The 16,215-nt window shown below is 56.9% G+C and carries 14 protein-coding genes; 11 read left to right on the plus strand and 3 right to left on the minus strand.

All coding sequences use genetic code 11. The features are described from left to right. Positions 1-48: 48 nt before the first annotated feature. On the minus strand, positions 49-2,319 hold the full coding sequence (gene clpA / locus HBN61_RS02475; protein ID WP_094992609.1) for an ATP-dependent Clp protease ATP-binding subunit ClpA: 2,271 nt from the start codon (positions 2,317-2,319) through the stop codon (positions 49-51). 29 nt (positions 2,320-2,348) lie between these two features. Continuing rightward, entirely contained in the window at positions 2,349-2,711 is a 363-nt protein-coding gene (gene clpS / locus HBN61_RS02480) for an ATP-dependent Clp protease adapter ClpS (protein ID WP_047274327.1), read from the minus strand. A gap of 224 nt (positions 2,712-2,935) precedes the next feature. On the opposite strand from clpS, the gene HBN61_RS02485 reads away from it, so the two are divergent. Next, positions 2,936-3,208: a cold shock domain-containing protein gene (locus HBN61_RS02485; protein ID WP_170046157.1), complete on the plus strand. Its 273-nt coding sequence runs from the start codon at positions 2,936-2,938 to the stop codon at positions 3,206-3,208. A 77-nt stretch (positions 3,209-3,285) separates the two neighbouring features. On the opposite strand, the gene icd is transcribed toward HBN61_RS02485, so the two are convergent. Further along, complete coding sequence (gene icd / locus HBN61_RS02490) at positions 3,286-4,542, minus strand: NADP-dependent isocitrate dehydrogenase (protein ID WP_094992611.1); 1,257 nt, start codon at positions 4,540-4,542, stop codon at positions 3,286-3,288. Between the two features lie 466 nt (positions 4,543-5,008). On the opposite strand from icd, the gene HBN61_RS02495 reads away from it, so the two are divergent. The 10 genes from HBN61_RS02495 (at position 5,009) to HBN61_RS02540 (ending at position 16,208) form a co-directional block, all read left to right on the plus strand. After that, positions 5,009-7,231, plus strand: coding sequence for an NADP-dependent isocitrate dehydrogenase (locus HBN61_RS02495; protein WP_170046105.1), 2,223 nt, complete (start codon positions 5,009-5,011; stop codon positions 7,229-7,231). Between the two features lie 148 nt (positions 7,232-7,379). Further along, positions 7,380-7,826, plus strand: a complete 447-nt coding sequence (locus HBN61_RS02500) for an NUDIX hydrolase (protein ID WP_169965324.1) — start codon at positions 7,380-7,382, stop codon at positions 7,824-7,826. A 59-nt stretch (positions 7,827-7,885) separates the two neighbouring features. Continuing rightward, a complete protein-coding gene (mnmA, locus tag HBN61_RS02505) occupies positions 7,886-9,019 on the plus strand; it encodes a tRNA 2-thiouridine(34) synthase MnmA (RefSeq protein ID WP_170046106.1) in 1,134 nt (377 codons plus the stop codon). After that, complete coding sequence (gene hflD / locus HBN61_RS02510; RefSeq protein ID WP_070411976.1) at positions 9,016-9,636, plus strand: high frequency lysogenization protein HflD; 621 nt, start codon at positions 9,016-9,018, stop codon at positions 9,634-9,636. Before mnmA ends, hflD begins: the two co-directional genes overlap by 4 nt. Before the next feature lie 130 nt (positions 9,637-9,766). Beyond that, a complete protein-coding gene (gene purB / locus HBN61_RS02515) occupies positions 9,767-11,137 on the plus strand; it encodes an adenylosuccinate lyase (protein ID WP_070411975.1) in 1,371 nt (456 codons plus the stop codon). Positions 11,138-11,219: 82 nt separating this feature from the next. Next, positions 11,220-12,386 carry a ribosomal protein uL16 3-hydroxylase gene (locus HBN61_RS02520; protein WP_170046107.1) on the plus strand — a complete coding sequence of 389 codons (1,167 nt, stop codon included), beginning with the start codon at positions 11,220-11,222 and terminating at the stop codon, positions 12,384-12,386. Next, positions 12,379-12,801 (plus strand): GNAT family N-acetyltransferase, encoded by a 423-nt coding sequence (locus HBN61_RS02525; protein ID WP_094992616.1) that lies wholly within the window; start codon positions 12,379-12,381, stop codon positions 12,799-12,801. Before HBN61_RS02520 ends, HBN61_RS02525 begins: the two co-directional genes overlap by 8 nt. 151 nt (positions 12,802-12,952) lie before the next feature. Next, complete coding sequence (locus tag HBN61_RS02530) at positions 12,953-13,696, plus strand: secretin N-terminal domain-containing protein (RefSeq protein WP_094992617.1); 744 nt, start codon at positions 12,953-12,955, stop codon at positions 13,694-13,696. A gap of 232 nt (positions 13,697-13,928) precedes the next feature. Then, positions 13,929-15,254: an isocitrate lyase gene (gene aceA / locus HBN61_RS02535; RefSeq protein ID WP_047274311.1), complete on the plus strand. Its 1,326-nt coding sequence runs from the start codon at positions 13,929-13,931 to the stop codon at positions 15,252-15,254. Between the two features lie 540 nt (positions 15,255-15,794). Further along, positions 15,795-16,208 (plus strand): NADH-quinone oxidoreductase subunit A, encoded by a 414-nt coding sequence (locus HBN61_RS02540; RefSeq protein WP_003446990.1) that lies wholly within the window; start codon positions 15,795-15,797, stop codon positions 16,206-16,208. Positions 16,209-16,215: the final 7 nt, after the last annotated feature.

A 16,215-nucleotide genomic window follows, 5' to 3' on the forward strand; every position in this document is an offset into this window, starting at 1 on the left:
ACTCCATAAAAAAAGCGCCTTTCGGCGCTTTTTTTATACTTGGCTGCTTTAAGCCATTTCGACAGCCGTTTCAAACTCAAAGGTCAATTCGCCATCTTTCAGGTCGATGTGGACCACACCGCCATGATCGGCCAATTCGCCAAAGAGGATTTCTTCCGCCAGCGGGCGCTTGATCTTGTCCTGAATCAGACGCGCCATCGGACGCGCGCCCATCAGTACATCGTAACCACCCGCTGCCAGCCAGCCCCGCGCTGCATCGGTGACGTCAAGCTGTACGTGTTTGTCTTCCAGCTGCGCCTGAAGCTCGGTAAGGAACTTGTCCACCACACTTTTGATGACCTCGTGACTGAGGCGACCAAATTGAATAATGGTGTCCAGGCGGTTACGGAACTCCGGCGTGAAGCTTTTCTTGATCGCTTCCATGGCATCGGATGAGTGATCCTGGAAGGTGAACCCGATCGAAGCCCGAGATGCTGTCTCAGCCCCTGCGTTAGTGGTCATGATAATGATCACGTTGCGGAAGTCGGCCTTGCGCCCGTTGTTGTCAGTCAGCGTGCCGTGATCCATGACCTGCAGCAGCAGGTTAAAGACTTCAGGGTGCGCCTTCTCGATTTCATCGAGCAGCAACACGCAATGCGGCTGCTTGGTGATTGCCTCCGTCAGCAAACCGCCCTGATCGAAGCCCACGTACCCCGGAGGAGCACCGATCAGACGCGAGACGGTATGGCGTTCCATGTACTCGGACATGTCGAAGCGCACCAGCTCGACGCCCAGCGCTTTAGCCAGTTGACGCGCCGCTTCGGTTTTACCCACACCCGTCGGGCCCGCGAACAGGAATGACCCTACCGGCTTGTCAGGTGACTTGAGCCCTGCACGTGACAGCTTGATGGCTGTCGACAATGAATCAATGGCCGCATCCTGACCAAACACGGTCAGCTTCAGGTCACGCTCAAGGTTGCGCAGGAGTTCTTTATCAGAACTGGAGACATGCTTTGGCGGGATGCGGGCAATTTTCGCCACGATGTCTTCGACCTGCTCGACCTCGATACGCTTGACGCGTTTCTCAACCGGCTGCAGGCGCTGGTAAGCACCCGCTTCGTCGATAACATCAATGGCTTTGTCCGGCATATGCCGATCGTTGATGTAGCGTGACGCCAATTCGGCCGCGGCACGCAACGATTCGTCGCTGTATTCGATGCTGTGGTGCTGTTCAAATCGCCCCTTCAGCCCGCGCAGAATGCCTATCGTGTCTTCAACCGACGGTTCGGAGACATCCACTTTCTGGAAGCGACGCGCCAGAGCCCGGTCCTTCTCGAAAATACCGCGAAATTCCTGGAAGGTCGTGGAACCAATGCAACGGATATCGCCGGAAGACAACAGGGGCTTGAGCAGGTTGGACGCGTCCATCACGCCACCCGATGCAGCGCCAGCACCAATGATGGTGTGGATCTCATCGATAAACAGGATCGCTTGAGGGCGCTTCTTCAGCTCACCCAGCAACGCCTTGAAACGCTTCTCGAAGTCGCCACGGTATTTGGTGCCAGCCAGCAATGCACCAAGGTCCAGCGAATAGACGATGCTATTGGCCAGCAAGTCCGGGACCTGATTATCAACAATACGTTTAGCCAGGCCTTCAGCAATCGCGGTTTTACCCACACCGGCCTCGCCAACCAGCAACGGGTTGTTTTTGCGACGTCGGGCCAGAATTTGAGCCACACGCTCAACTTCATGCTCACGACCAACCAACGGATCAATACGGCCCTGGCGGGCCAGTTCGTTCAAGTTGCTGGCATAGGCGTCCAGCGGATTGCTTGAAGAAGAGGACTCGCCCCCTTCCTCGTCTTGCATGTCTTGCTCGCCGTCAGAATGCTCGCCATGCCCCGGCACCTTGGAGATGCCGTGCGCGATGAAATTCACCACATCAATACGGGCAACACTTTGCTGCTTGAGCAGGAAGACAGCTTGGCTTTCCTGCTCGCTGAAAATGGCCACCAGCACGTTGGCGCCCGTGACTTCGCGCTTGCCGGAGCTTTGGACATGGAACACCGCACGCTGCAAGACCCGCTGAAAACCGAGCGTAGGCTGGGTCTCACGGTCTTCATCGTGAACGGGGATCAGGGGCGTTGTGGAATCAATAAACTCTTGCAGGTCATGCTTGAGTTTGTCGAGGTTTGCGCCGCAGGCGCGTAGAACGGTTGCGGCTGCCTCATTATCTAAAAGCGCAAGAAGGAGGTGCTCTACCGTCATGAATTCATGACGCTTGGAGCGGGCTTCCTTGAAGGCAAGATTGAGGGTGACTTCGAGCTCGCGGTTTAACATGGCTTCACCTCATACCCAAGTGGTCGGCGTTAACCGTCCTTCTCGATTTCACAGAGTAGCGGATGCTGGCTTTCGCGTGCGTACTGGTTTACCTGCATGGCCTTGGTCTCGGCGATGTCGCGGGTAAAGATGCCGCACACTGCCCGTCCTTCTGTATGAACGGCCAGCATGACCTTGGTCGCCAATTCGCGATTCAAGTTAAAAAACACCTCAAGTACTTCGACGACGAAATCCATGGGCGTGTAGTCATCGTTGAACAAAACCACCTTGTACATCGGCGGCGCCTGAAGTGCGGGCTTAGCCTCTTGCACAGCCAAGCCAGCGGAGTCGTCGTCATCAAAATCGGGTCGATCCTGATTGAATGTTAGTCGAATCTGGCTGATTGCATGCATGGAAAGAAAGGTTCGTCGTTGTGCGGTTACAGTGATGGAGGCAGGCGCGTCAAATTTCAACAGCGCCGCCGCGTGACCTTGACTATCGGTAAAACGGTGTTACAACCATTGGTACCCAATGTGGGGAGTAAAGGTCCGCACAGTCAACCACTTTCAGGGTCGATGTGCGAGTGAACTGGATGATACTCCAGTGATGGAGTTGTTTGCAGCAGAGGGATATGAGTATGCAAGGCACGGTCAAGTGGTTCAACAATGCCAAAGGCTTCGGCTTTATCAACACGGACGCCAAGGAAGGCAAAGATGAACAAGGAGACAAGATCGACTTTTTCGCCCACTTTTCAGCCATTAAAATGGACGGCTACAAGACGCTTAAAGCGGGCCAGCCAGTCAATTTCGAAATCATTCAAGGCCCCAAAGGCCTGCATGCCGTGAATATAACAAGCAGCAAAGTCGCCTCTGCCGCGACCGCCACAGAGGCCAACAGCCTCTCGGTCTGACCCGCCGATCCCACAGTCAGCACCATAAAAAAGGCCGATTCACTCACGTGAGTCGGCCTTTTCTGTTAATGCCATGCCTACATATGGGCAATCAGCGCATCGCCAAAACCTGAAGATGACACCAGCTTGGCGCCCTCCATCAGGCGCTCGAAGTCGTAAGTCACGGTTTTGGCCGAGATCGCACCATTAGTGCCCTTGATGATCAGGTCCGCCGCTTCAGTCCAGCCCATGTGCCGCAGCATCATCTCAGCCGACAGAATAAGGGATCCGGGGTTGACTTGATCCTTGCCCGCGTATTTGGGCGCCGTGCCATGAGTCGCTTCGAACATGGCAATGGTGTCGGACAGGTTTGCACCTGGCGCAATGCCAATACCGCCGACTTCAGCAGCAAGCGCATCGGACAGGTAATCGCCATTGAGGTTGAGCGTGGCGATCACGTCGTACTCTGCGGGTCGCAGCAGAATCTGCTGAAGCATGGCGTCGGCAATGGCGTCTTTGACGATGACATTGCGCCCCGTTTTCGGGTTCTTGAATTGCATCCACGGCCCGCCGTCGAGCAAGGTTGCGCCGAACTCTTGAGCCGCCACTTCATAGGCCCATTCCTTGAAAGCACCTTCGGTGAATTTCATGATGTTGCCTTTGTGCACGATGGTCAGCGACTCGCGGTCGTTATCCACGACATATTGCAAGGCTTTACGCGCCAGACGCTTGGTGCCCTCTTTGGAAACTGGCTTGACGCCAATACCGCAATCCTGATCGAAACGGATTTTGGTCACGCCCATTTCTTCTTTCAGGAACTTGATGACTTTATTGGCTTCGGGCGAACCGGCCTTCCATTCGATGCCGGCATAAATGTCTTCAGAGTTCTCGCGGAAGATGGTCATGTCCACATCACCCGGCTTTTTGACCGGACTGGGCACGCCTTCGAACCAACGCACCGGGCGCAGGCAGACATACAGATCGAGTTGCTGGCGAAGAGCCACGTTCAGCGATCGAATACCGCCACCGACCGGCGTGGTCAGCGGCCCCTTGATCGACACAACGTATTCCTTGACGGCATCCAGTGTTTCCTGTGGTAGCCAGGTGTCCTGATCGTAAACCTGAGTCGCCTTCTCGCCTGCATACACCTCCATCCAGGAGATTTTACGCTTGCCGCCGTAGGCCTTGTTCACGGCAGCATCCACTACTTTGATCATGACCGGGCTGATGTCGACACCAATGCCATCACCCTCGATGTAAGGAATGATCGGGTTATCGGGCACGTTCAGGGAGTGGTCTGCGTTGACGGTGATTTTTTCACCTGCGGCTGGAACCTTGATCTTGTTGTATCCCATGCTGAACTCCATATGTGGGTTTAACATCTATGCCGCTCTCGAGCGTAACCCAGTTGAATGGGCACGCAAACCGAATGTTCTACATACCCGGTTACATGCCTGCCACAGCGCCCCTGACAACCCCGGATACAAAGGGCCTGGCGACAAATCACAGGGCGATATGCGAACGCTTCTTAGACCAATGGATGACCACTGATCCACCTCAGCCCTCGCCGGAACATTAGTGACCTATGTATACTGCGCCGGTGACCGCGGAGTCATCGCGAGGCACCACACTGCAATGAGTCTTTCAGGCCTAGAAAGGCTGAGCCGTTACCCCGGCTCGACCGCTTGACGCTCTACTGATGCATTCACATCACCGCGAAGAACCTCGACTTTCGGCTCATTGTTCACTGTGAACGAAAGCGCCTACCCTGCGCATCTCGAGAATCTGAGCACGCTCAGCAAAGAAGAGAGTTAATCCGAAATGCCCACCCGTTCGAAGATCATCTATACCTTCACCGACGAAGCTCCGGCCCTCGCCACCTATTCACTGCTGCCTATCATCGAAGCGTTCACCGCGCCGGCTGATATCGCTGTTGAGACGCGCGACATCTCTCTGGCAGGCCGAATCCTTGCCAGCTTCCCCGAGCAATTGGGTGCCAAGGCTGTAGCGGACCACCTCGCCGAATTGGGCGCCCTGGCCGTTACCCCTGAAGCCAATATCATCAAGCTGCCTAATATCAGCGCCTCGGTCCCGCAATTGCAGGCCGCGATCAAAGAACTGCAAGCGCAGGGCTTCGATATCCCGGATTACCCTGAGTCTGTAACCACTGACGCCGAGAAAGACGTTAAAGCGCGTTACAGCAAAGTCATGGGCAGCGCCGTAAACCCGGTACTGCGCGAAGGCAACTCCGACCGCCGCGCCCCGCTGTCGGTGAAAAACTACGCGCGCAAGCACCCGCACAAAATGGGTGCCTGGGCCGCAGACTCCAAGTCCCACGTGGCTCACATGAGCGAAGGCGACTTCTACGGCAGCGAAAAAGCAGCCCTGATTGAAGCCCCGGACAACGTCAAAATCGAATTGATCGCTCAAGACGGCACCACTACCGTCCTGAAAGAAAAAACGGCCGTACAGGCCGGCGAGATCATTGATTGCTCCGTGATGAGCAAAAAAGCCCTGCGCCAGTTCGTAGCGGCCGAAATCGAAGACGCCAAGAAACAAGGCGTACTGTTTTCGGTGCACTTGAAAGCCACCATGATGAAGGTCTCCGACCCGATCATGTTTGGTCAGATCGTGGCCGAGTTCTACAAAGACGCGCTGGAAAAACACGCTGACGTCCTGAAAGAAATCGGTTTCAACCTGAACAACGGCATCGGTGACCTGTACGCCCGCATCAAGGCCCTGCCTGCGGACAAGCAAGCCGAAATCGAAGCGGACATCCAGGCGGTCTACGCCAATCGTCCTGCGCTGGCCATGGTTAACTCCGACAAAGGCATCACCAACCTGCACGTGCCGAGCGACGTCATTGTCGACGCCTCGATGCCCGCCATGATCCGCGACTCCGGCAAGATGTGGGGCACCGACGGTCAGTTGCACGATGCCAAGGCCGTGATCCCGGACCGCTGCTACGCCACCATTTACCAGGCGGTTATCGAAGACTGCAAGCAACACGGCGCCTTCGATCCGACCACCATGGGCAGCGTGCCGAACGTCGGCCTGATGGCACAAAAAGCCGAAGAGTACGGCTCCCACGACAAGACCTTCCAAATCAAGACAGACGGCGTGGTTCGCGTGAGCGACAGCAACGGCAACGTGTTGATGGAACAAAAAGTCGAAGCTGGCGACATCTGGCGCATGTGCCAGGCCAAAGACGCGCCGATCCGTGACTGGGTCAAACTGGCCGTCAACCGTGCTCGCGCCAGCAACACCCCGGCTGTCTTCTGGCTCGACCCAAAACGCAGCCACGACGGCGTGATGATCGAGAAAGTTCAGGCTTACCTGAAGGATCACGACACCAGCGGCCTGGACATTCGCATCATGTCCCCGGTCGAAGCCATGAAATTCACGCTGGAGCGCACCCGCAAGGGTCTGGACACCATTTCGGTGACCGGTAACGTTCTGCGCGACTACCTGACTGACCTGTTCCCGATCATGGAACTGGGCACCAGCGCCAAAATGCTGTCGATCGTTCCGCTGATGAATGGCGGCGGCCTGTTCGAAACCGGCGCTGGCGGTTCGGCGCCCAAGCACGTGCAGCAACTGCTGGAAGAAAACTTCTTGCGCTGGGACTCGCTGGGTGAGTTCCTGGCGCTGGCAGCTTCCCTGGAGCACCTGGGCACGACTTACAACAACCCGAAAGCGTTGGTGTTGGCCAAAACCCTGGACCAGGCCACCGGCCAGTTCCTCGACAACAACAAATCGCCATCGCGCAAAGTCGGCAATATCGACAACCGCGGTAGCCACTTCTACTTGGCACTGTACTGGGCACAAGCCCTGGCAGCCCAGACTGAAGACAAAGACTTGCAAGCCCAATTTGCCCCTGTGGCAAAAGCCATGGCCGAGAACGAAGCAACCATCGTTGCCGAACTCAACGCTGTTCAGGGCAAGCCGGTAGACATCGGTGGTTATTACCACGCCGATGCCGACAAGCTCAGCAACGTAATGCGCCCTAGCGCCACGCTGAACGCGATCATCGCGTCGGTGTAAGAGCAACACCGCAACACCACAAACCCCGGCCCACGACGCCGGGGTTTGTGTTTTTGGCCCCCCGTGTTGCGACACCTGCACATTTGGGGCTTGGCACAAACTTTCTGTAGCATCCAGAACCCCACCACCTTCAAGCCGAGCAGATTTCATGGAATGGAAACCCCACATCACGGTTGCCACAGTCGTCGAGGACCACGGCCGCTTTCTCATGGTCGAAGAACTGAAGCACGAACGTGCCGTGCTTAATCAACCTGCCGGGCACCTGGACCCCAATGAAAGCCTCCTCGAAGCCGCGATTCGCGAAACCTTTGAAGAAACTGGCTATGACGTCGAATTGACCGGCGTGATCGGCATTTACCTGTACACCGCCCCCAGCAATGGTGTGACGTATCAGCGCGTGTGCTTTGCAGGCAAAGTGCTCAAGCATCACCCCGACTCGCCCCTCGATACCGGGATTATCGGCCCACTGTGGTTGACCCGAAACGAACTACTCGCACAGCGCCATCGCTGGCGCAGCGAACTGACCCTGCGCTGCATTGATGATTATCTGGCCGGCAAATTGTTCGACCTCTCGTTAATCCGCCCTTCGGTTTAGCCTTGAGCGCTCGGGCCTGCTAGAATCGCGTCCTTTTTCAAGACACTCATTGAACCCCTATGCGTGATCCAGCCTTAGTCGCCCCCGAAAAACAGCGCGTCATTGTCGGCATGTCCGGCGGTGTTGACTCTTCCGTTTCCGCCGTTCTGCTCATGGAGCAGGGCTATCAGGTGGAAGGCCTGTTCATGAAGAACTGGGAGGAAGACGACGGAACGGATTACTGCACCGCCATGGATGACTTGGCAGACGCCCAGGCCGTGTGCGACAAAATCGGCATCAAGCTGCACACTGCCAACTTTGCCGCCGAATACTGGGACAACGTGTTTGAACACTTCCTGGCCGAATACAAGGCCGGGCGCACGCCCAACCCGGACATCCTGTGCAACCGTGAAATCAAGTTCAAGGCGTTTCTCGACTACGCCCTGATGCTTGGCGCCGACCTGATTGCCACCGGCCACTACGTGCGCCGTCGCGACCTCGAAGGCCGCACTGAGCTGCTTAAGGGCCTGGACCCGAACAAGGATCAAAGCTACTTCCTGCACGCCGTCGGCGGCGAGCAAATCGCCCGTACCCTGTTCCCGGTCGGCGAACTGGAAAAGCCCGAAGTGCGTAAAATTGCCGAGAAACACGGCCTGGCGACCGCCAAGAAGAAAGACTCCACCGGCATCTGCTTCATTGGTGAACGCCGCTTCAGCGACTTCCTCAAGCAATACCTGCCCGCGCAGCCGGGCGAGATCAAAACCACCGAAGGCGAGGTCATCGGCCGTCACCACGGTCTGATGTATCACACCATTGGCCAGCGGCAGGGTCTGGGTATTGGCGGCCTCAAAGATGCCAGCGACGAGCCGTGGTACGTGCTGCACAAAGACCTCGAAAACAACGAGCTGATTGTCGGTCAGGGTAACGATCACCCATGGCTGTTTTCGCGCGCCCTGCTGGTTTCGGAAATCTTTTGGGTCAACCCGATTGATCTCGGCAACCCGCTGCGCCTGACCGCCAAAGTGCGCTATCGCCAGAGCGATCAGCCGTGCACGCTGGAAAAAACCGCAAGCGGCTACCGCGCGACCTTCGATGACCCGCAACGCGCCGTTACTCCTGGCCAGTCCGTGGTCTTCTACGAGGGTGACGTGTGCCTGGGCGGCGGCGTGATCGAAGTTGCTGAACCCTGGTCCAACAAGGGCGAACAGGCATGAATGCCACCCAGGAACAACTGATCGCGCTCGGCGGTGTTTTTCTGGCTGCCGTGCTGGTGGACAAGATCGCGCGTACCGGCCAGGTTGGTGAAGCTGACCTGGCCTGCATGCTTGGCACATTGCTGGTGCGCGACCCGAAAGACACGCTGGAAGTGTTTGGCGGCGACGACATCAACCTGCGCGAGGGTTACCGTGCGCTCATCGGCGCCCTTGAGCGCGATCCCAATACCTTGCAGCGCGAACCTTTGCGCTACGCACTGTCGATGCTCAATCTGGAGCGCCAACTGGCAAAGCGCGATGACATGCTTGAACTCATCGGCAAACGCTTGCCGCAGATCCAGTCGCAGGTCGAGCACTTCGGTCCGGCCCATGAAAACGTAGTAGCTGCGTGCGGCGCACTGTATCAGGACACCCTGAGCACCCTGCGACAGCGGATTCAGGTTCACGGCGACATGCGCAACCTGCAACAACCCAACAACGCCGCCAAAATTCGCGCGCTGCTGCTGGCAGGGATTCGCTCGGCACGCTTGTGGCGGCAATTGGGCGGTCACCGCTGGCAGCTGGTATTCAGCCGTCGCAAACTGCTCAAAGAGCTATATCCAATGCTGCGCGGCTAAAAACCGCCAGAACACACACTCTTGTAACGTCGCTTTCGCGTAAGACGCCGGTCACTTGGCAACGGACCGGCCGTTTTTTTCATGTATGATACGCGCCCCATTTCGTTGCCCGACTGTCCGAGAACACCCCATGAAGCTCTCTTCGCTCACTGCGGTTTCCCCTGTTGACGGCCGCTACGCCGGCAAAACCCAGGCCCTGCGCCCTATTTTCAGCGAGTACGGTTTGATCCGTGCCCGCGTACTGGTTGAAGTTCGCTGGCTCCAGCGTTTGGCCGCTCACGCCGCCATCCCTGAAGTACCGGCCTTCTCCGCCGAAGCCAACGCCGTTCTGAATGAACTGGCCGAGAACTTCTCTCTGGAACACGCCGAACGCGTCAAAGAGATCGAACGCACCACCAACCACGACGTCAAAGCCATTGAGTACCTGCTCAAGGAACAGGCCGCCAAGTTGCCTGAACTGGCCAACGTCAGCGAATTCATCCACTTTGCCTGCACCAGCGAGGACATCAACAACCTGTCCCACGCCCTAATGCTGCGCGAAGGCCGCGATGACGTGATGCTGCCGCTGATGCGTCAAACTGCTGAAGCCATCCGCGAGTTGGCCATCCGCTTCGCCGACGTGCCGATGCTGTCGCGCACCCACGGCCAACCGGCGTCGCCTACCACTCTGGGTAAAGAGCTGGCCAACGTGGTTTACCGTCTGGAGCGCCAGATCGCTCAAGTGGCCGCGGTACCGCTACTGGGCAAAATCAACGGCGCCGTAGGCAACTACAACGCCCACCTGTCGGCCTACCCGCAGATTGACTGGGAAGCCAACGCCCGCGCCTTCATCGAAGACGAACTGGGCCTGGGCTTCAACCCGTACACCACGCAGATCGAACCGCACGACTACATTGCCGAGCTGTTCGACGCCATTGCGCGCTTCAACACCATCCTGATCGACTTCGACCGTGATATCTGGGGCTACATCTCCCTGGGTTATTTCAAACAGCGCACCATCGCTGGCGAAATCGGTTCGTCGACCATGCCGCACAAGGTCAACCCGATCGACTTCGAAAACTCCGAAGGCAACCTGGGTATCGCCAACGCACTGTTCCAGCACTTGGCCAGCAAGCTGCCAATCTCCCGCTGGCAGCGCGACCTGACCGACTCCACCGTGCTGCGCAACCTCGGCGTGGGTTTTGCCCACAGCGTGATCGCGTACGAAGCCAGCCTCAAAGGCATCAGTAAGCTGGAGCTCAATGCCCAGAAGATCGCTGCGGATCTGGATGCCTGCTGGGAAGTCCTGGCTGAGCCTATCCAGACCGTCATGCGTCGCTACAACATTGAAAACCCGTACGAGAAGCTTAAAGAGCTGACGCGCGGCAAGGGCATTAGCCCTGAAGCGCTGCAGACTTTCATTGATAGCCTTGAAATGCCGGAAGCGGCCAAGGCCGAGCTGAAGCTGCTGACCCCTGCCAATTACATCGGCAACGCGGTCGAACAGGCCAAGCGCATCTGATCGCTGTACCACCTACTAACGCCCGGCCGTGCCGGGCGTTTTTATTCCCGAATACAAAGCGCAACTTTTCAATAGGTTACACATGAATCCTGATCTTCCTCTTCAACTTCTGGGCGGCATCACTGCACGCGAATTCATGCGCGACTACTGGCAGAAAAAACCGCTGCTGATCCGACAGGCAATCCCTGACTTCGAAAGCCCGATCGATGCCGACGAACTGGCCGGTCTGGCGCTTGAAGAAGAGGTCGAATCGCGACTGGTCATCGAGCACGGCGAACGCCCGTGGGAGCTGCGCCGCGGGCCTTTTGCCGAAGATGAGTTCGGCAAATTGCCCGAGCGCGAATGGACCCTGCTGGTACAAGCGGTGGATCAATTCGTGCCGGAAGTGGGCGAGCTGCTGGAGAACTTTCGGTTCCTGCCAAGCTGGCGTATTGACGATGTGATGATCAGCTACGCCGCGCCCGGCGGCAGCGTAGGCCCGCACTTCGACAATTACGACGTGTTCCTGCTGCAAGGGGCCGGCAAGCGCCACTGGCAGATCGGTCAGATGTGCGACTCAGACAGCGCACTGCTGGAACACGCCGACCTGCGTATCCTGGCTGACTTCGAGGCCACCGACGAGTGGACCCTGGAACCCGGCGACATGCTGTATCTGCCGCCACGCCTGGCCCACTGCGGAGTGGCAGTCGACGACTGCCTGACGTACTCGGTCGGTTTCCGCGCGCCGAGCGCAGCTGAAGTACTGACTCACTTCACCGACTTCCTGAGCCAGTACCTGCCCGATGAAGAGCGCTATACGGACGCCGACGCGCAACCGGTCAGCGACCCGCATCAGATCCAGCACGATGCGCTGGATCGCCTCAAAGGGCTGCTCGCTGAGCACATGAGCGATGAACGCATGCTTCTGACCTGGTTCGGCCAATTCATGACCGAGCCAAGATATCCGGAACTCGTGGTTGGCCCCGAACTCGAAGAGGAAGACTTGCTGGGCAGTCTCGACCAGGGCGCGGTATTGATTCGCAACCCGAGCGCCCGCTTAGCCTGGTCTGAAGTGGATGAAGACCTGTTGTTGTTTGCCAGCGGCCAGAGCCGCCTGCTACCGGGCAAACTGCGCGAGCTCTTGAAAATGATCTGTGCGGCTGATGCCTTGCACGCTGAAAACCTCGGCCCATGGCTGGCCGATGAAGATGGACGCAACCTCCTCTGTGAGCTGGTTAAACAAGGAAGCCTGGGGTTCGCTGATGAATAGAATTCACGTACGTGTCGCCGACTGGCAAAAGGATAACGCCGAACTTCGACGCATCCGTGAAGCGGTGTTTATTAATGAACAGCAGGTGCCGCCCGAGCTGGAGTGGGATTCGGACGATAGCAGCGCCGTGCACTTTCTGGCGTTTGAGGGTGATTACCCGATTGGCACGGCCAGGCTCCTGGCTGACGGCCATATAGGCCGGGTATCCGTGCTCAAGGACTGGCGCGGGCTGAAAGTTGGCGACGCGCTGATGCAAGCCACCCTCAAAGAAGCCGAAAAACGCGGCCTGAAAGAGCAGAAGCTAAGTGCGCAAGTGCACGCTACGCCTTTCTATGAACGACTCGGGTTCAAGATTGTGAGCGAAGAGTTTCTGGAGGCGGGCATTCCGCACGTGGACATGGTGCGCTGCGCCTGACACGAGCGATCCCCGTTGCTGGATAAGAAAACGCCCTGCCATCTTCGGATCGCAGGGCGTTTTGCCAAGTGTCATTCAACCTCGTCACATTTGCGCCGACAAACTGGCAAACTGCCCTCATCCCTTTTCAAGCCTTGCGGAGATAACAGACATGGTCTTACGCCCCCTCATCGCCGGTCTGATGTTGCTGTTCAGCCTCAACGCCGTTGCCGACACCCAAGTCATCACCCTGAAAAACCGCACCAGCGCAGACTTACTGCCGGTTGCACAGCAGTTTATCGGCAAGGACGGCAACGTCAGCGTTTACGGCAATCAACTTATCGTCGAGGCGCCGTCAGAGAAAATCCAAAGCCTGGAAGCGCTGCTCAGACAACTCGACAAACCTGCACGCCGTTTACTCATCACCGTCGACACCAGCGATAACAACCTGCCGGACACCAACAGCAGCACACGGGTTTACAGCACCGCCAGCCGTGACGGCGGCGTTCAGCAAATTCAGGCCACTGAAGGTGTGCCTGCATTGATCCAGACAGGCCAAAGCATTCCCCAGACCAGCACCCAGACCGACGCATACGGGCGCCTCTCTGCACAAACCACTTACCGCACTGTGACCCGGGGTTTCTACATCACAGCCAGTGTTACAGGTGAAACGGTACACCTGGCGATCAGCACCAACCGCGACCGCATGAGCCAGGAACAACCGGATGTAGTGAACGTGCAAAGTACCGACACACAAGTCAGCGGCCCCCTTGGACAATGGATCACAGTGGCGGGCATCAGCGGCCAGAATCAAGCAGGGCAGCAGGGCCAAACCCTTACGTACTCGACCCAAAACCGGGACGACATGACATTGCGGGTCAAAGTCGACGCGCTCGACCAAAAGGGCCAAAACTGACTGACGGGTCGTATTAGACCAAATATGTAGTGCAACCATAAAAGCACTACAAAACGTTTGACGGCTCAAAAAAGCGAAGGCATGATGGCCCCGCTCCCGCCGATCAGAGGCCCTGCAAAGCGCCCCCGACCGCAAGCGAGAAGCCATTCACGCACGTATACGAACAAAATGGTTGTGTGCCTGGTGGAGCAAAAATTTTTCAACCCAGACCTATGCGACGAGGTTTATCACCATGGCACTGACACGCGAACAGCAAATTGCAGCCCTCGAGAAAGACTGGGCCGAAAACCCACGCTGGAAAGGCGTGACTCGCGATTACTCCGCTGCTGACGTGGTCCGCCTGCGCGGCTCGGTTCAACCCGAGCACACCTTTGCAAAAATGGGCGCCGAAAAGCTGTGGAAACTGGTGACTCAGGGCGCACACCCGTCCTTCCGTCCTGAAAAAGATTTCGTCAACTGCATGGGCGCCCTGACCGGGGGCCAGGCAGTACAACAGGTTAAAGCCGGCATCCAGGCTATCTACCTCTCGGGCTGGCAAGTGGCGGCAGATAACAACTCTGCCGAATCCATGTACCCCGACCAGTCGCTGTACCCGGTGGACTCCGTTCCAACCGTGGTCAAGCGCATCAACAACTCGTTCCGTCGCGCCGACCAAATCCAGTGGAAATCCGGCAAAAACCCGGGTGATCAAGGTTACATCGACTACTTCGCACCCATCGTGGCAGACGCTGAAGCTGGCTTCGGCGGCGTACTCAACGCTTACGAGCTGATGAAGAACATGATCGAAGCGGGCGCCGCGGGCGTTCACTTCGAAGATCAACTGGCCTCGGTTAAAAAATGCGGCCACATGGGCGGCAAGGTATTGGTTCCAACCCAGGAAGCGGTACAGAAGCTGACGGCTGCGCGACTGGCTGCCGACGTGGCGGGCGTGCCAACCATCATTCTGGCCCGTACGGATGCTAACGCTGCCGACTTGCTGACCTCTGACTGCGACCCGTACGACAAGCCTTTTGTGTCCGGCGAACGCACCAAGGAAGGCTTCTACAAAGTGCGCGCTGGCCTGGATCAAGCCATTGCCCGTGGCCTGGCCTACGCACCGTATGCCGATCTGATCTGGTGTGAAACCGCCAAGCCGGACCTGGACGAAGCCCGTCGCTTTGCTGAAGCCATCAAGAAGGAATACCCGGACCAGATTCTGTCCTACAACTGCTCGCCTTCCTTCAACTGGAAGAAAAACCTGGACGACGCGACCATCGCCAAATTCCAGCGCGAGCTGTCGGCAATGGGCTACAAGCACCAGTTCATCACCCTGGCCGGCATCCACAACATGTGGCACAGCATGTTCAACCTGGCGCATGACTACGCCCGTAACGACATGACCGCCTACGTGAAGCTGCAAGAACAGGAATTTGCTGATGCTGCCAAAGGCTACACCTTTGTTGCGCACCAGCAAGAAGTAGGCACTGGCTACTTCGATGACATGACCACCGTGATTCAGGGTGGCTCGTCCTCGGTCACCGCCCTGACCGGCTCGACTGAAGAAGAACAGTTCCACTGATTGCCCGGCAACCAGTGAAACGACGGCCATTGCCTCGCCTGTAAAGAACAATCGCAATGCCTTGAACATAGCGCCCCGACCGGTTCGGGGCGTTTTTTTATTTGGATTTCGTGAAAATGTGCCCGCACGCCGACCAAAACCTGACCCAGATCCATACATCGAAAACAAAATCAGGTTAGAAAACCAAGTTCGAAACTTGCAACGGCTACATATATAAGCCAACTTGCGCAGGCAGGCTAAGCTGTAAAACAACACATTCGCACCCAAACGATATTCATTATCATTTGTAAGCGATCTGGTGCTTAGCCGTGCAAACAAAACATCATTGCTGAAATAAGCTGTAAGGCCCGCATCACGTGGCCTACGTAGACTTTGGAGGAAGCTATACCACTAAAGGACTGAATTAATTCATCTTAGAAAATTTACTTGCTGGGTGTTTAGCCATAAAATCCCGCCCATCAATTGCGCTGCGACATATCGTCACTGCTTTATTACCTTTTTGAGCTCAGAGACATTGGCTCTCTGTTAAGGATTACCAGCATGCCCGAAGCGACAGGACTCATAGCCCACAACTGGGGCTTTGCCATTTTCCTTCTCGGCGTTGTCGGCCTTTGTGCCTTCATGCTTGGCGTCTCCAGCCTCCTCGGGTCAAAAGCCTGGGGCCGCAGCAAAAATGAACCGTTCGAGTCCGGCATGCTACCCACCGGTGGCGCCCGCTTGCGGCTCTCCGCAAAATTCTATCTGGTCGCGATGCTGTTCGTGATCTTCGATATCGAAGCCCTCTTTCTCTTTGCCTGGTCTGTGTCTGTTCGCGAAAGCGGCTGGACCGGATTCGTCGAAGCTCTCGTTTTCATAGCAATTCTGTTGGCAGGCCTTGTCTACCTATTTCGGGTGGGTGCTCTTGATTGGGCACCGGAAGCTCGTCGTAAGCGGCAGGCCAAGCTGAAACAATGAGGCTTTG

It is taken from the genome of Pseudomonas sp. WS 5071 (assembly GCF_012985765.1).
GTDB classification, from domain to species: Bacteria; Pseudomonadota; Gammaproteobacteria; order Pseudomonadales; family Pseudomonadaceae; genus Aquipseudomonas; species Aquipseudomonas lundensis_A.

Bases quoted from the DNA above. Each gene is read 5' to 3' on its own strand.
- clpS (WP_047274327.1), bottom strand. From the start codon at position 2,711: ATGCATGCAATCAGCCAGATTCGACTAACATTCAATCAGGATCGACCC.
- mnmA (WP_170046106.1), top strand. From the start codon at position 7,886: ATGCGTGATCCAGCCTTAGTCGCCCCCGAAAAACAGCGCGTCATTGTC.
- HBN61_RS02500 (WP_169965324.1), top strand. From the start codon at position 7,380: ATGGAATGGAAACCCCACATCACGGTTGCCACAGTCGTCGAGGACCAC.
- HBN61_RS02520 (WP_170046107.1), top strand. From the start codon at position 11,220: ATGAATCCTGATCTTCCTCTTCAACTTCTGGGCGGCATCACTGCACGC.
- icd (WP_094992611.1), bottom strand. From the start codon at position 4,542: ATGGGATACAACAAGATCAAGGTTCCAGCCGCAGGTGAAAAAATCACC.
- hflD (WP_070411976.1), top strand. From the start codon at position 9,016: ATGAATGCCACCCAGGAACAACTGATCGCGCTCGGCGGTGTTTTTCTG.
- purB (WP_070411975.1), top strand. From the start codon at position 9,767: ATGAAGCTCTCTTCGCTCACTGCGGTTTCCCCTGTTGACGGCCGCTAC.
- HBN61_RS02485 (WP_170046157.1), top strand. From the start codon at position 2,936: ATGCAAGGCACGGTCAAGTGGTTCAACAATGCCAAAGGCTTCGGCTTT.
- HBN61_RS02540 (WP_003446990.1), top strand. From the start codon at position 15,795: ATGCCCGAAGCGACAGGACTCATAGCCCACAACTGGGGCTTTGCCATT.
- aceA (WP_047274311.1), top strand. From the start codon at position 13,929: ATGGCACTGACACGCGAACAGCAAATTGCAGCCCTCGAGAAAGACTGG.
- HBN61_RS02495 (WP_170046105.1), top strand. From the start codon at position 5,009: ATGCCCACCCGTTCGAAGATCATCTATACCTTCACCGACGAAGCTCCG.
- HBN61_RS02530 (WP_094992617.1), top strand. From the start codon at position 12,953: ATGGTCTTACGCCCCCTCATCGCCGGTCTGATGTTGCTGTTCAGCCTC.
- HBN61_RS02525 (WP_094992616.1), top strand. From the start codon at position 12,379: ATGAATAGAATTCACGTACGTGTCGCCGACTGGCAAAAGGATAACGCC.
- clpA (WP_094992609.1), bottom strand. From the start codon at position 2,319: ATGTTAAACCGCGAGCTCGAAGTCACCCTCAATCTTGCCTTCAAGGAA.